Genomic DNA, 15,448 nt, shown 5'->3' with positions numbered 1-15,448 from the left:
ATTCAAAGGAGATGAAGAATATGAGCCAAAACGAAGACGCCGTGTCTCCATTCGATACGGTCGAAGACGCGATAGCGGAGCTTAAGCTCGGCCGTTCGGTTATCGTCGTCGACGACGAAGACCGGGAGAACGAGGGAGATCTGGTCGCGCTCGCCGAAACCGCGACGCCCGAAGTCATTAATTTCATGATTACAGAGGCTAGAGGGCTCGTATGCGCCCCGATTACGGCGGAACGGGCGGAAGAGCTTGAGCTTCCCCCAATGGTCGCTCATAACACGGACTACCATGGGACGGCTTTTACCGTCTCGGTCGACCATGTCTCGACGACGACGGGCATCTCGGCAGCCGAACGCGCCTTGACCGCCAGAGCGTTAATCGATCCGAACGCCAAAGCGTCGGATTTCCGAAGACCAGGCCATATCTTCCCGCTGATCGCCAAGGCGGGCGGCGTGCTGCGCCGCGCGGGCCATACGGAGGCGGCGATCGATCTTGCTATCCTTAGCGGCTCGAAGCCGGCAGGCGTCATCTGCGAAATCATCAAAGAAGACGGAACGATGGCGAGACTGCCCGATTTGGTCGAATTCAAAAAGAAGCACGGCCTGAAGCTTATTACGATCCAAGAGCTGATCCGCTACCGCAACCAGAAGGAGAAGCTTGTCGAGCGTGCCGTCGACGTCAAAATGCCGACGGATTACGGCGTGTTCCGAGCGGTCGCGTATACGAATCAAGTGGACCGGAAGGAGCATGTCGCTCTTGTCAAAGGCGAAATCACGCCGGATAAGGCGACTCTCGTGCGCGTGCATTCGGAATGCTTGACGGGAGACGTGTTCCATTCGCATCGCTGCGATTGCGGTCCTCAGCTTGCCGCCGCCCTGAAGCAGATCGACGAAGCGGGGAGCGGCGTACTGCTCTACATGAGGCAAGAAGGGCGGGGGATCGGTCTTATTAATAAATTGAAGGCCTACGAGCTGCAGGAGCAGGGATTCGACACGGTCGAGGCGAATATTAAGCTAGGATTTGCTCCGGATTTGCGGGATTATGGCATAGGCGCTCAAATTTTGAAGGATCTTGGCATTACGAAAATAAAGCTTCTGACGAACAATCCGCGCAAAGTCAAAGGACTTGAAGGCTACGGAATGGAAATCGTCGAGCGCGTGCCGATTCAGATGGAAGCGAACGAAAGCAATCGCGGCTATCTTCGGACAAAGCATGACAAGCTTGGACATATGCTGAAGCTGGATCGCTTGGAGCAAGGCGAAGCGCCGCGGCAGCAATCATAAATAGAATCGAAGGAGAGTGTGAGAGATGACAAAATATTATGAAGGACATTTAGTCTCGAAAGGCTTAAAATACGGTGTAGTCGCAGGACGGTTTAACGAGTTTATCGGCTCGAAGCTGCTGAGCGGAGCGCTTGACGCGTTCAAGCGGCACGGCGCGGACGAATCGGACGTAGAGGTCGCATGGGTGCCGGGCGCATTCGAAATTCCGCTGATCGCCCAGAAGATGGCGGAGAGCGGGAAATACGACGCCGTTATTACGCTTGGCGCGGTCATTAGAGGCTCCACGCCGCACTTCGATTACGTCTGCAACGAAGCGGCCAAGGGAGTTGCCGCGGTCGCGCTCAAAACGGGCGTTCCTACGGTGTTCGGCGTTCTGACCGTCGATTCGATCGAACAAGCGATCGAACGGGCCGGAACGAAAGCGGGCAACAAAGGATACGAAGCGGCGGTTACGGCAATCGAGATGGCGAATTTGACGAAGCAGCTTCAGGGATAACCGCAAGCTGCGAACTCGGGAGGTCGCGATAGGTGTCTGTGCTTTACAAGCTTGAAGCTTTCGAAGGTCCGCTTGATCTTCTGCTTCATTTGATCGATAAGGCTGAGATCGACATTCATGAGGTGTCCATCAGCGAGATTACCGTACAATATATGGAATACCTGGACGCCATGAAGGAGCTCGAGCTGGAGGTGACCAGCGAATTTCTGGTGATGGCCGCCACTCTACTGGCCATCAAGAGCAAGCAGCTCCTGCCGAAGCCTCCCGTATTCGAGGACCACTTCGACGATTGGGAGGACGACGGGCTGGACCTGCAGGATGAGCTGATCCAGAAGCTCGTGGAATACCGCAAGTTCAAGCAGATCGCCGAGCAGCTGCGGGAGAAAGAGGTTGCGAGAAGCCTCGTATTCTCCCGCGAGCCCGAGGATATGACGCCGTTTCAGAAGGATGAGAAGATTAATCCTGTCGAAGGCCTGCACGTATCGGACCTCGTTAACGCGTTTCAGAAGGCGCTTCGGAGAGCCGCAAGGCGCAATGTCATCGCGACGGTGCAGCGCGACGAGATTTCGGTCAAAGACCGGATCCGAGATATAGTCGATGTGCTGAAGCAATACGAGACGGTCCGATTCTCGAAGCTGATTCGCGAGAATATGGACCGTCACGAAGTCGTCGTCACTTTCCTAGCGATTCTGGAGCTTATGAAGATGAAGCATATCCGGTGTTTCCAGCATTCGTTATTTGACGATATCGTCATTCATTGGAGAGGAGAAGCCGGCGAAGATGGATTATCAGAAGTTGAAGTCGATTATTGAGGGATTGCTGTTCATGGCGGGAGACGAGGGTCTGACGAAACGGCAGCTCGCGGATATTCTGGAGCTGGATCCCGAATTCGCGGGCGAGCTCGTGTACGACCTTCACCGCGATTTGCTGCGTGAAGGAAGAGGCGTCCAAATCGCGGAGGTGGCATCCGCCTACCGGATGACGACGCATCCGGAGCACGCTCCCTACTTCGAACGAATGGCTTACACGCCTACGAGAGCTCAGCTCTCGCAAGCCGCCTTGGAGACGCTCTCGATCGTCGCTTACCGGCAGCCGATTACGAGAATCGACATTGAGGAAATACGCGGCGTCAAAAGCGACAGAGCGATTGGGTCGCTTGTCTCCAAAGATTTAATCGAAGAGGTCGGCCGCGCGGACGCGATCGGCAGACCGATCCTATACGGTACAACGAAATCATTTCTTGATTACTTCGGTCTCGCGTCGATTCGCGATTTGCCGGAGCCCCGGCATGTCGATGTGGAGGATGCTCTGGACGAGCAGACGCAAATGTTGTTCGAGAGATTGGACGGCCGCCAGATGACAATCGACGAACTAAAAGAATGAGATTCAGCCGCCAGGTCATACTATATTCAACCTTTGGGAAACGGAGGAAGCATGCACATGCTTGGAACCCCTAACGGTTGGATGATGGCCGGCGGTTTTTTTGTATTGCTCGCCGCCTTCGTATTGATGTCCCCAATCGTCGTGAAAGCGTACATGAAGCGGGTGGGGCTAGACAATGACGACGATGCGGAAATAAGCGTAAAAGCGCTGTTCGGTCTCATTCAATTCCGGTACAAAATTCCGATTATGAAATGGTCGGGCGCTGCGTTGAAGATGGAGGAGCAGATCAGCGCCAAAAGCGCCGGCATCGACACCTGGAAGCAATTCGAGGATGAAATCAACGCGGATAAGGTCGTCAAGGCGGTCGATAAATTGAGGGATATTTTACATATGGTGAAGGATTTGACCGGGCTCGTCAAAAAAACGATGTCCCATGTCAAGCTGACGGATTGGCAATGGTCGACGTCGGTTGGCACGAAAGACGCGATGTGGACGGCTATGGCCACGGGGGCCGTCTGGTCGATCAAGACGTCGATTCTCGGCGTATTGTCCCAAATGGTACAAGTGAAAAACCATCCGAATATGTCCGTCCATCCGAACTTTAATCATCCTTCATTTACAACCGAATGGTCGTGCATAGCGCAAATTCGCTTAGGTTATGCTATCCTTGCCGGGCTGCAGCTTATAGTTCGCATGAAGAAATGGAAGGGAGGCGTCAAAGCATGGCAGAACACCCTATTCAAGGCTTAATGCAAACCGCTATGGAAAATATTAAAGAGATGGTCGACGTCAACACGATTGTGGGCGATCCGGTACAGACGCCGGATGGCAGCGTCATTATGCCAATCTCGAAGGTCGGATTCGGCTTCGTTGCCGGTGGCAGCGACATCCGAATGGGCGAAGAGAAACAAAACGGGGCGGACATGCACAACGCTCACGTCGCATTGCCGTTCGGCGGAGGCAGCGGCGGAGGCGTATCCATTACGCCAATCGCGTTCCTCGTCGTCGGTACGCACGGCGTGAAGATCGTGCCGCTCGATAATCAGACTCATCTGATGGAGAAGGTCATCGATTCCGCTCCGAAGGTGTTCGACAAGATTCAGACGATGATGAAGAAGACGTCCGGCACTAATAATACGGAGTATGTGGAATCCACCACGACAATCATTGACGGCCATGTCGCCGACGAAGCCGTAAAAGCCGTTCATCAGCAAGGATAAGGTTTTGCCCGAACTGCCCGCAAGGGCAGTTTTTCATTTTACAGGAATCGGCTCGTCTACCTTGGCGGGTACAAGCATATACTAAAGCAGTCGAATCCAATGCTTACGCCTGAATAGCACCGAGAGGAGTTTGGACAGCATGAAAATCGGAAAGCAAGGTCGGCTGCGCAAGGTCTTCCTGCTGGCGGGAATGATCCTTAGCTTATGCGCAAGCTCGATCCATCAAACGGCAGAAGCGGCCCCCGCGGCCATTGGAACCCATGCCAGAGCGTCGGCGCTTATCGATGTGGAGTCCGGCCGCCTGCTGTATAGCAGCCGCGGAGATACGCCGATGAGAATCGCGAGCTTGACCAAAATCATGACGGCCATCGTCGCGATTGAAAATGGCAATTTGACGGATATGGTGAAGGTATCGAAGAGGGCGTTCGGCAAAGAAGGATCCTCCATTTATTTGAAGCTGGGCGAAGAGATGAGCTTGTCCAATTTGTTGTACGGACTGATGCTCAGGTCCGGCAATGATGCGGCCACGGCGATTGCGGAGCATGTCGGCGGATCCGAGGAAGGATTCGTATATTTGATGAACCAAAAGGCGCTCGAGCTCGGGCTTGCGAATTCGCATTTCATGAATCCGCATGGTCTCGATGCAGAAGGCCATTATTCGTCGGCTAACGATTTGGCCAAGCTTACGGCGTACGCGCTCAGAAACAAGGTGTTCGCGGAGATCGTGGCCACCAAAGTGAAAAGCGCGCCGAACCCGAATGAAAAATGGGATTACCGTTGGCACAATAAAAACAAAATGTTAAACATGTACGACGGCGCGGACGGCGTCAAAACGGGATATACCAAAAAAGCGCTGCGTTGTCTCGTCAGCTCCGCAACCCGGAACGGACAGAAGCTGGCCGCCGTGACGATCAACGACGGCGACGATTGGGCGGATCACCGCAGGCTGCTCGATTGGGGCTTCCAGCACTATCCCCTGCACTCCATCGTGAAGAGAGGCGACGATATTGCCGGTTATCCATATGCGGTCGGACAAGACTTCAATTACCCGCTTGAATCGAGCGAGACGGGAAGTATTCATACCGCGCTGCACCTTATTGAGCCGACATCGATTGCTTACAGGCTTGGCGAACGGGGTTCGCTCGTTATATCGATGAACAACAGTCCGATTGGTTCCGTTCCCGTTTACGAACCAGGCAGCGCCCGACTGCAGCAGCAAACAAAGCCGGAAGCAAGCAACAAAACGATGCAGCAGTTCCGCCATGCGGAAAGGAACGATCATTCAATTGGCCGCAGAGTAAGGCAAACCATAGAAGGTTGGTTTGATTAAGGTAAGGTGATGCATGAATCCGCGACCGCGCCGAATGGGGAGAGTTCTGCCGGTTGCTTTTTAACAAGATAGGTTTTTCTGGGGGAGGAAGCAAATCAATGGTGAACTGGATTTGGTTGTTTTTTATCGTGATCAGCGTCGTGGTCGCCGCCGCGACAGGCAAGATGGATACGGTGACGCAGGCCGCGTTCGACGGAGCGAAATCCGGCGTCACCGTAAGCTTTGGTCTTATTAGCATCATGGTGTTTTGGCTCGGTATGATGAGGATCGCGGAGGATGCCGGACTTCTCGCCAAGCTGGCCAAAGCGCTCCGTCCAATCGTCCGGTGGCTGTTCCCCGACGTTCCGAAAGATCATCCCGCTTTAGGGTACATTATGAGCAATCTGAGCGCGAACTTATTCGGACTCGGCAACGCGGCAACCCCTATGGGAATCAAGGCGATGCAGGAGCTGCAGAAGCTGAATCCGGATAAAGAAACCGCGACGCCCGCCATGTGCACCCTGCTCGCGCTCAATACGTCCAGCATTACGATCGTCCCTACGACGCTCATCGCAATTCGGATGAATTACGGCTCCGCGAATCCGGCCGAGATCATCGGCACGACGCTTGCCGCCACGTTCGTGGCCACGGCGGCCGCGATATTGGCCGATCGTTGGTATCGAAGCCGCGCGCAATCGCCGCCGGCGAAGCCTCCGGTTCAACAGGGAGGCCGACACCCGAATACCGGCAGCGGCGTAACGGGAGGTGGCGAGCTTGTATGAGCTGTTCTCCCAGCTGTCGGTGTGGATGATTCCCGCCATCATCGTTTTTATCCCTCTCTATGCGGCCGTTCGCCGCAAGCAGCCGGTCTATGAGACGTTCGTCGAAGGAGCGAAGGACGGGTTCGGCACCGCGATCTCCATCATTCCGCATCTGGTTGGAATGATGGTAGCCATCAGCATGTTCAGAGCGTCCGGCGCGATGGAGCTGATGCTGTCAGCGGTCCGTCCCGTCTTCGACTGGATGGGGATACCGAGCGAGGTGCTGCCTCTAGGCTTACTCCGTCCGCTTACCGGAGCGGGTTCCCTGGCGTATACGGCCGACCTTATCCAAACCTACGGACCCGATTCGATGATCGGCCGTATCGCATCTACCATTCAGGGGAGCACCGATACGACATTCTACGTACTCACCGTTTATTTCGGAGCCGTCGCCGTCCGGAGGACGCGATACGCGCTTAAAGTAGGACTCTTCTCTGATATTGTCGGATTTTTTGCAGCCATCTTTATTTGCTTATACATATTTGGATAGTGCTTGCTTGTGATTTCCTCCCTATATCGTTATGATGTAGAGTGAGGTGAAACCATTGGAACGTTTACAAAAAATTTTAGCCCAGGCGGGCGTGGCTTCTAGAAGGAAATGCGAAGAGCTGATCTTGTCCGGTTCCGTTGAAGTCAACGGAGAGAAAGTGACGACGCTCGGCGTCAAAGCGGACCCGGCGGTCGATGCCATTACCGTGAACGGGAAGCCTATCAAGAGCGAAAAGAAGCTATATTTAATGATGAACAAGGTGAAAGGCGTCATTACGAGCGCCAAGGATCCGCAAGGCCGCAAGATCGTCTCCGATTTCCTGCCGGGCATCAAGGAAAGAGTCTACCCCGTGGGCCGCTTGGACTATGATACGGAAGGGCTGCTGCTGCTGACCAATGACGGCGAATTCGCCAATTTGCTGACGCATCCGAGCCATCACGTGCCGAAGACGTATTTGGCGACGGTCAAAGGCGTTCCGCACGGATCGGCGTTGGAGCAGCTGCAGAAAGGCATTCAGCTGGAGGACGGGATGACGGCGCCGGCCGAGGTGGAGTACCATGACGTCGACACGGAGAAGAAAGAAGCGACGATCTCCATCACGATCTACGAAGGGCGTAATCGTCAAGTCCGCCGAATGTTCGAAGCGATCAACCATAAGGTCATCCGGTTGAAACGGATCAAATTCGGCGATTTGGGCCTTCAGCAGCTGGGCAGAGGCAAGTACCGCCATCTGACTCCGCAAGAGGTGAAGGATCTCCTCGCTGCGGCGCGCAAGACACATAAAGTTCATAAAAAGTGATCGGCGGCGGCATTTATTGCCGTCGACTTTTCGTTATAATGAATAGGAAAATACGGCTATTTTTTATGTTCGAATGGTGGTGCATACATACATGGGCAAATCGCGCAAAACGATCCAAATCGTCATATTATTCGCCGTTCTGCTGCTTGGGGGCTACGCGATATGGGCGGCGCTGTTCGGCGGGGACGACGCCGGCCGACCTGAAGCCGGGGGCGAGCCGCCTTCCTTTACTCTCGCGGATACGGCAGGCGGCGTACAGAGCTTGTCCGATTACGAAGGGCAGCCGGTCGTCATCAATTTCTGGGGCTCGTTCTGCGAGCCGTGCGTGAAGGAAATGCCGGAATTCGAGCGGCAATACGAGAAATGGAAGGATCGGGGCTTAGCGATTCTGGCCATTAATTTGAGCGAAGATACGCTCACCGTGAACAATTTCGTGAGCCGCTTCGATCTTTCCTATCCGATTCTCCGCGATGTGGACCGCAAGATCGAACGGCAATACGGCCTCCGCCAATATCCGACGACCTTCTTCGTCAAGCCTGACGGTACGATCATGGAAGTCGTCGTTGGCGGCATGCTGGAGAGCGATATCAACGAGCGGGTAGAGCGATTGCTGGAGCTGTAGGAGGTCATCATGTGTTAGCAGTAGAGAATACCAAATGCGAGTGCGGGCATCAGAACGCGGTCGGCACGGTGCTGTGCGAGTCTTGCGGGAAGCCGCTCGACGCGGCTCTCCAGCAATCGTCCGAGCCTCTGGAGATGCGCTATGACGGCGTGGCTCGCAGATCGCAGAAGAGCAATCCGGCGATTATCGACCGGATCTGGAACTTCTTCTCTTCCGTCAAGATCGCGATCTACCTCATCGTCGTTACGTTCGTGACGGCGATGCTGGGGACGATCTATCCGCAAGAGAGCTCGTTCATCAACAGCTTCGATGCGACAACCTATTACGAAGAGAATTACGGAACGCCGGGCAAAATCTATTACGAGCTCGGATTATCGCATACCTACGAGAGCTGGTGGTTCATCGGCCTGCTTGTCATGATCGGTACGTCGCTTGTCATCTGCAGCTTGGACCGGGTGCTTCCGCTTTACCGCGCGCTTCAAAAGCAGCAAATCCGAAAGCATCATCAGTTTATTCTGAGACAGAAGACGGTATACAGAAGCGAGATCGCCGGAGATCCGAAGGAATGGGTGGAGAAGTTCGGCGCGCAGCTGAAGCGCAAGGGGTACAAGCTTCACTTCGAAGAAGGAACGGGAACGGCGTTATTGGCGGAGAAAAACAGGTTCAGCCGCTGGGGGCCTTACATTAACCACATCGGTCTCATCCTGTTCCTGCTCGCCGTCCTTGCACGGAGCATTCCGGGCTGGCAGATGGACAGTTACGTAAGCGTTCCCGACGGAGACACGGTCCCGATCGCCGGAACGAACTATTACGTGAAAAGCGAGAAGTTTAACGTAGAGTTTTATACCGACGACGAGCTGCCGGAAGAGCTGAAGGGCACGGCACGCGCGAAGAAGTACGAAACGCAGGCCGTTCTGTACAAGTGCGTCGCCAATTGCGACGATCCGCTTAAGGAGCCGGAGCTTGAAGAGGTAATGGACCACAACATTATCGTCAACGACCCTCTTGTATATAAGGGTCTCAAGCTGTACCAGTTCGATTTCAATCTAACGCCGAGGCTGAACGCCGTAAGTCCCATCCTGGAGGACAAACGCACCGGCGAAATTTACGGACCGTTCTATCTCCCGATGAAAAATCCGGAGCTTAAGCACCAGCTGGGACCGTTTACGCTCGAGATTCGTGCGAACTACATGGAGTTTGCTCTGGACAGCGAAGGCAAGCCGACGACGTTGTCCCGTGAGCCAAATGCGCCGGCCTTTATCTTCTCCGTGAAAGGACCGGGCCTTGCCGAAGAAGGAGAGCCTTATATCTACTTCCCGATGCAGAAGGACAAGGTGAAATTCGCGCAGGACACCATCAACCGGGAGCTGGCCGGGAAAATCGAGATTCGCGTGGACGGCATGGAGAACGTCGATTTTTCGGAAGCGACGACGCATTTGAACGTACGCATGGACAAGGCGTTGCCTTATCTATGGGTCGGAGCCGTATTTTCCATGGTCGGTCTGATTTTGGGCTCCTACTGGCAGCATCGAAGAATTTGGCTGCGCGTGGACGGCACAGAGCTTGCCCTTGGCGCGCACACGAACAAAAACTGGTTTGGCATGCGTTCGGATGTCGCAGGCGCCTTGAAGAAAATCGGCGTCGAGATCGATCCGAAGACGCTGGACAACGGAGGGAATAACGCGTGAGTTTAGTGGAGTTTAGCGGCGACGTTTTTCTGGTCGCGTTTTTTCTATATTGTTTTTCGTTTCTATTCTATGTCATCGCGGTAACGGGCAAGAGATGGAGCGGACGAGAGCCTCGCGAGCATGAGAGGCGCTGGGGCAAAATCGCGTTCGTCGTATCACTGGCGGGGCTGGCGGCCCATCTGGCTTTCTTCTTTACAAGATGGGCCGGCAGCGGCCAAATTCCGACGAGTAATATGTATGAGTTCATGACATTCCTCGCGATGGCGATCATGATCGCCTTCACGATCGTCTTCGCGATTTACCGCAAGCCGCTTCTCGGCATGTTCGCGGTGCCGCTAACGATTATTATTGTAGCTTACGCTTCGGTATTCCCAAGCGAAGTACAGCCGCTAATTCCGGCGCTCGAGAGCATCTGGCTGAAGGTTCACGTTACGACGGCGGCGCTGGGCGAGGCGTTCTTCGCGGTTGGATTTGCGGCCGGTCTTATGTATCTGCTGCGGGTCATCGACTTCAAGGACACGTCCAAGAGTGGGCGGAAAGCGCAGAGATGGGTCGAATTCACGCTTTATACGATTCTCGTTATCGTCGGCTTCCTCATTGCCGTCTTCGCCTTCCGGGGCGCAGGCTACGAGGCGACGTTCACGCAGGAGAAGCTTGTTATCGACAGTCAAGGCCAGCAGCAGGACGTGAAGGAAACCGTCCATTATTACCTGCCGCCGATCGTGAAGCCATACAACAGCCAAGCGGAATCGGTAGAGCCGTTCCTTGGCTTGGACAAACCGCTGCTCGAGGCTCCATCTTGGATGAACGGCGTCAATGCCGGCCGCAAGCTGAACACCGTGGTTTGGTCGATTATCGCGGGTACGCTTCTGTACGGCTTGCTTCGGCTGCTGTTCCGCAAGCCGCTTGGCGCCGTCATTCATCCGGCGCTGGAAGGCGTCAATCCCGAGGATCTGGACGAGATCAGCTATCGGGCGATCGTCATCGGCTTCCCGGTCTTTACGCTCGGGGCATTAATATTCGCCATGATCTGGGCGGAGAAGGCGTGGGGCCGGTTCTGGGGCTGGGATCCGAAGGAAGTATGGGCGCTTATCACTTGGCTGTATTACAGCGCCTATCTGCATTTCCGGCTGTCGAGAGGCTGGCAGGGTCTACCTTCCGCATGGCTCGCTGTCATCGGCTTCGTTATCGTCTTGTTTACGCTCATCGGGGTCAACCTGATTATCGCCGGTCTGCACTCTTATGCCGGAGTATAAAAAAGAATAACGCTCGAGAGGAGCTGCTAGCATGTCCGATTTCGGAAACCGCATATTGGTCGTCGACGACGAAGAACGGATTCGCCGTCTTCTGAAAATGTATCTGGAGAAGGAAGGCTATACGATCGACGAAGCCGAGGATGGCGAAACCGCCCTTCGGCTCGCGTCGAATACCGACTACGCGCTAATCTTGCTCGATGTGATGCTCCCGGGCATCGACGGGGTTGAAGTCTGTTCGAGGCTGCGCCAAGTGAAAGCGACGCCCGTCATTATGCTGACGGCCAAAGGCGAAGAGATGAACCGCGTCCAGGGCTTCGAGGTAGGCGCGGACGATTACGTCGTGAAGCCGTTCAGCCCGCGCGAAGTGATCTACCGGGTAAAGGCGATTCTCAGACGCTCCTCCGCCACGGCGTTCCTGACCAAAGAGTTGAATACGAGCAATAACATCGTATTCCCGCATTTGGTCATCGAGCATGACGCGCATCGGGTGACGGCAGGCGGGCAGGAGGTCAGCCTCACGCCGAAAGAATATGAGCTGCTGCATTATTTAGCCGTATCGCCGGATAAAGTATTTTCGCGCGAGGAGCTGCTGAAGGATGTATGGAACTACGAGTTTTTCGGCGATCTTCGTACGGTAGACACCCATGTCAAGCGTCTGCGCGAGAAGCTCAACAAAGTTTCGTCGGAGGCGGCTTCCATGATTACGACCGTATGGGGAGTCGGCTACAAGCTCGAGGTGCCGAAGTAGATGAAGCTATGGGATAGGCTGGCGCGCCTGCTGTGGCATAGCGTCGTCGGCAAGCTGTGGGCGACCATCATGCTGCTCGTCGCCGTCGTGTTGCTTATACTTGGCGTGTTCCTTCTGCAATATATCGATATTTGGTTCGATCGAAAAGACTCTCATGATATTAAAGTGCTTTTCATCGTCGTTGCGATCATCGGATTTTTATTGTCCACGTTTTTTGCGTTCTTCCTATCCGCGAAGATCCAGCAGCCGCTCCTGCAGCTCAAGAATGCGGCCGACTCCGTCTCGCACGGGGATTACAGCACGCGGGTTCCGATACGGTCATCAGACGAGATCGGCCAGCTGGCCAATACGTTCAACCACATGACCGAGCAGCTCGAGAAGCTCATCTATGATTTGAATCATGAGAAGAACCACTTGACCAGCATCCTTCGAAGCATGGGGGATTCCGTTATCACGTTCGACGCGGACGGCAAGGTGATTCTGACGAACCCAAGCGGCCATCTCTTGATCGACGGGTGGTCGGCGCTGGAATACGCTTGGGACGACGAGCCGCCGGAGAACGCCCCGACCTATTCGGGCGTGCCGATGCCGCTGCGGTACCTGTTCCAGCAGGTCATGAAGGAAGGCAAGGACTTGACCGAGAAGGTGCATGTCCATAGCGGCGTCTGGTCCGTCGTTATGGCGCCTCTGCAGTCCGGAGGCGTGATCCGTGGCGCGGTTGCGGTCATTCGGAACGTGACGGAAGAGCATAAGCTGGATAAGCTTAGAAGAGATTTCGTGGCGAACATTTCCCACGAGATCCGGACGCCGTTGTCCATGCTTCAAGGCTACAGCGAAGCTCTGCTCGACGATATCGTCGCGTCGCCGGAGGAGAGCAAGGAGCTTGTCCAGGTCATTTATGACGAATCACTCCGGATGGGCAGACTGGTCAATGATTTTCTGGATATCGCGAGAATGGAAGCGGGACATGTCGACATGAATTATCAGGAGGTCGACTTGCGCAACGTCGTGCGGAGAGTTCACCGCAAATTCCAAGTGTACGCGAAGGAGCGGGAAGTGACGCTGCATGCCGAGCTGCCGGACAATCTGCCGCTGTTGATGGAGCGGGCCGACGAAGACAGACTGGAGCAAGTTTTGACGAACTTGCTGGACAACGCGCTTAGGCATACTCCCGCTGGCAAATCGATTACGATTTCCGGCGAGACGCAGGTTGTCAGCGGCAAATCCTTCGTCCAGCTTAAGATAAGGGACGAAGGGGCGGGCATACCACCGGAGGATGTTCCTTATATTTTCGAACGTTTCTACAAAGCGGATAAGGCGAGGAAGAGGGGCAATTCCGCAGGCACGGGCCTCGGTCTCGCCATCGTCAAAAATTTGATCGATCTCCACCACGGCAAAATCACGGTAGACAGCTTCAGCGGCATCGGCACGACGTTCACGCTGCTGCTTCCTGTCGAAGCTCATGAATAAATGTCAGCGGGACTGGAAACCTGTCCAATACCGTAGAAACAAGGAAACGGCGCTCCCGTGAGGGAACGCCGTTTTTGTTGAAGCGAAACGATAAATCTTGTTGTACGTGGAACATTGCAAGCGGGCTGGCTTTATTAGCAGGTGCTACTACTAGCGGGTGCAGGTTGAACGGATCGTTTCTGAAAGAAAAAGGGCTGTTCCCGGAAGGGAGCAGCCCTTAAGCTATTAAGCCAAAATAATTTCTTTCGCGGTGTTCAGCTCCGGCATGTTCGTCAGCTGCTGAAGCACTTCTTTTGGCGTGCCTTTGTCGACGCGCAATACCATGATGGCGGAGCCGCCTTCGAGCTGGCGTCCTACTTGCATGGTTGCAATGTTAACGTCATTGCTGCCAAGCAAGGTGCCGACGCGGCCGATAATACCCGGCTTGTCGTTATGCGAAATCAGGATCAGGTTGCCTTCCGGCGTGACGTCCACTGGGAACTTATCGATCTGAACGATGCGCGGACCATAGCCGGTGAGCAAGGTTCCGGAAACGACGTGTTCTTCTTTCTTCGTGCGGAGCGTTACCGTAACCAGGTTTGTAAAGTCCTTGGCCGTGGAAGATTTCTGAATGACGATGTTGACGTCGCGCAGCTTGGCAAGATGCATCGAATTGACGACATTAACCTGCTCCAGACCCAGGTGATGAGACAGAACGCCTCTTACGACGTAACGGGTGAGCGGCTGCGTGTCGACCTCGGCCAGCTCGCCGGAATAGCTGACGACGATTTCCTGTACGGGGCCTTCCGTCGATTGGGCGATGAAGCTGCCCAGCTTCTCTCCAAGCGAGAAATAAGGCTGAAGCTTGCTTTGCAGATTAGCCGGAATCGGCGGCATGTTAACCGCGTTCATGAACGGCTCGTCGCGCAGAATGTGAAGCACTTGCTCCGATACGTCGATGGCCACGTTTTCTTGCGCTTCTACGGTCGATGCGCCAAGATGCGGAGTGACGATGATTTTCGGATGCGTCAGGAATGGATGATCGGCTGCTGGTGGCTCGACTTCGAATACGTCGAACGCGGCTCCGGCAACGATGCCTTCGTCGATGGCGTCGACCAGGGCGATCTCGTCAATGATGCCGCCGCGCGCGCAGTTCACGATACGCATGCCAGGCTTCATGACCGCGAATTGCGGTCTGCCGATCATATGGCGCGTTTCGGAAGTAAGCGGCGTATGAACGGTCATGAAATCCGCCTCGCGGACGATTTCGTCCACGCTTGCCAGCTTGATGCCAAGCTTCTCGGCGCGTTCTTCCGTCATGAACGGGTCGTAGCCCATGATGTTCATGCCGAACGCTTTGGCGCGTTTGGCAACCTCGCTGCCGATCCGGCCCATGCCGAGAACGCCGAGCGTTTTGTTGCGAAGTTCTACGCCGAGGAACGATTTGCGGTCCCATGTTCCTCCGACCGTCTTCGCGTATGCCTGCGGAATGTGGCGGGCAACCGCCATCATCATGGCGAAGGTATGCTCGCAAGTCGTAATGGTGTTGCCGTCAGGCGCGTTAATAACGATGATGCCGCGCTGAGTCGCCGCTTCCAGATCGATGTTGTCGACGCCTACGCCTGCTCGTCCAACGACTTTCAGCTTTTTGCCGGCTTCCATGACGCGGGCGGTGACGCGAGTCTGGCTTCTGACAAGCAGAGCGTCGTATTCGCCGATAATCGCGACCAATTCGTCCTCGCTTAGACCGGGATTTTTGTCGACGGCCACGTCTGTGGCTTCGACAAGCTGTTGGATCCCCAGATCGCTAATGGGATCGGACACTAGCACTTTGTACATGTGTAACAAGCCTCCTAGAGTTTGGCGCCGCAAGCTAAAAAGGTTTGT

General features: G+C 54.8%; 16 protein-coding genes. 15 read left to right on the top strand and 1 reads right to left on the bottom strand.

Going from position 1 to position 15,448, the window contains the following annotated elements; translation table 11 throughout:
• Nucleotides 1-20 precede the first annotated feature (20 nt).
• The 15 genes from NQZ67_RS04135 to NQZ67_RS04065 all read left to right on the top strand — a co-directional run bounded on the left by NQZ67_RS04135 (nt 21) and on the right by NQZ67_RS04065 (nt 13,582).
• Complete coding sequence (locus NQZ67_RS04135) at nt 21-1,280, top strand: bifunctional 3,4-dihydroxy-2-butanone-4-phosphate synthase/GTP cyclohydrolase II (protein WP_257443022.1); 1,260 nt, start codon at nt 21-23, stop codon at nt 1,278-1,280.
• Nucleotides 1,281-1,305: 25 nt separating this feature from the next.
• Nucleotides 1,306-1,776: a 6,7-dimethyl-8-ribityllumazine synthase gene (ribH, locus tag NQZ67_RS04130; RefSeq protein WP_257443021.1), complete on the top strand. Its 471-nt coding sequence runs from the start codon at nt 1,306-1,308 to the stop codon at nt 1,774-1,776.
• Nucleotides 1,777-1,808: 32 nt separating this feature from the next.
• Nucleotides 1,809-2,588, top strand: a complete 780-nt coding sequence (locus NQZ67_RS04125; protein ID WP_257443018.1) for a segregation and condensation protein A — start codon at nt 1,809-1,811, stop codon at nt 2,586-2,588.
• Nucleotides 2,557-3,159 (top strand): SMC-Scp complex subunit ScpB, encoded by a 603-nt coding sequence (gene scpB, locus NQZ67_RS04120; RefSeq protein WP_257443017.1) that lies wholly within the window; start codon nt 2,557-2,559, stop codon nt 3,157-3,159. The genes NQZ67_RS04125 and scpB overlap by 32 nt, the downstream gene beginning before the upstream one ends.
• 57 nt (nt 3,160-3,216) lie before the next feature.
• Nucleotides 3,217-3,909: a DUF2953 domain-containing protein gene (locus NQZ67_RS04115; protein ID WP_257443015.1), complete on the top strand. Its 693-nt coding sequence runs from the start codon at nt 3,217-3,219 to the stop codon at nt 3,907-3,909.
• Nucleotides 3,882-4,379 (top strand): GerW family sporulation protein, encoded by a 498-nt coding sequence (ytfJ, locus tag NQZ67_RS04110; protein ID WP_257443013.1) that lies wholly within the window; start codon nt 3,882-3,884, stop codon nt 4,377-4,379. Before NQZ67_RS04115 ends, ytfJ begins: the two co-directional genes overlap by 28 nt.
• Before the next feature lie 139 nt (nt 4,380-4,518).
• Complete coding sequence (locus tag NQZ67_RS04105) at nt 4,519-5,709, top strand: D-alanyl-D-alanine carboxypeptidase family protein (protein WP_371825260.1); 1,191 nt, start codon at nt 4,519-4,521, stop codon at nt 5,707-5,709.
• Between the two features lie 98 nt (nt 5,710-5,807).
• On the top strand, nt 5,808-6,470 hold the full coding sequence (locus NQZ67_RS04100; RefSeq protein WP_257443011.1) for a nucleoside recognition domain-containing protein: 663 nt from the start codon (nt 5,808-5,810) through the stop codon (nt 6,468-6,470).
• 25 nt (nt 6,471-6,495) lie between these two features.
• Nucleotides 6,496-6,999: a spore maturation protein gene (locus NQZ67_RS04095; RefSeq protein ID WP_257443374.1), complete on the top strand. Its 504-nt coding sequence runs from the start codon at nt 6,496-6,498 to the stop codon at nt 6,997-6,999.
• 55 nt (nt 7,000-7,054) lie between these two features.
• Complete coding sequence (locus NQZ67_RS04090; protein ID WP_257443009.1) at nt 7,055-7,798, top strand: pseudouridine synthase; 744 nt, start codon at nt 7,055-7,057, stop codon at nt 7,796-7,798.
• Nucleotides 7,799-7,889: 91 nt separating this feature from the next.
• On the top strand, nt 7,890-8,420 hold the full coding sequence (locus tag NQZ67_RS04085) for a redoxin domain-containing protein (protein ID WP_257443008.1): 531 nt from the start codon (nt 7,890-7,892) through the stop codon (nt 8,418-8,420).
• An 11-nt stretch (nt 8,421-8,431) separates the two neighbouring features.
• Nucleotides 8,432-10,108, top strand: coding sequence for a cytochrome c biogenesis protein ResB (resB, locus tag NQZ67_RS04080; protein WP_257443006.1), 1,677 nt, complete (start codon nt 8,432-8,434; stop codon nt 10,106-10,108).
• Complete coding sequence (gene ccsA / locus NQZ67_RS04075) at nt 10,105-11,364, top strand: cytochrome c biogenesis protein CcsA (protein ID WP_257443004.1); 1,260 nt, start codon at nt 10,105-10,107, stop codon at nt 11,362-11,364. The genes resB and ccsA overlap by 4 nt, the downstream gene beginning before the upstream one ends.
• Nucleotides 11,365-11,395: 31 nt before the next feature.
• Nucleotides 11,396-12,112: a response regulator transcription factor gene (locus NQZ67_RS04070; RefSeq protein ID WP_257443002.1), complete on the top strand. Its 717-nt coding sequence runs from the start codon at nt 11,396-11,398 to the stop codon at nt 12,110-12,112.
• Entirely contained in the window at nt 12,113-13,582 is a 1,470-nt protein-coding gene (locus NQZ67_RS04065) for a HAMP domain-containing sensor histidine kinase (RefSeq protein ID WP_257443000.1), read from the top strand.
• Between the two features lie 225 nt (nt 13,583-13,807).
• Here the strand turns inward: NQZ67_RS04065 and serA are convergent, their stop codons facing one another.
• Complete coding sequence (serA, locus tag NQZ67_RS04060; RefSeq protein ID WP_257442998.1) at nt 13,808-15,400, bottom strand: phosphoglycerate dehydrogenase; 1,593 nt, start codon at nt 15,398-15,400, stop codon at nt 13,808-13,810.
• Between the last annotated feature and the right edge of the window lie 48 nt (nt 15,401-15,448).

It is taken from the genome of Paenibacillus soyae (assembly GCF_024623455.1).
GTDB lineage: Bacteria > Bacillota > Bacilli > Paenibacillales > Paenibacillaceae > Pristimantibacillus > Pristimantibacillus soyae.
Note: the sequence above shows the minus strand (reverse complement) of the source record. Positions and strands in the feature narration are given on the sequence as shown.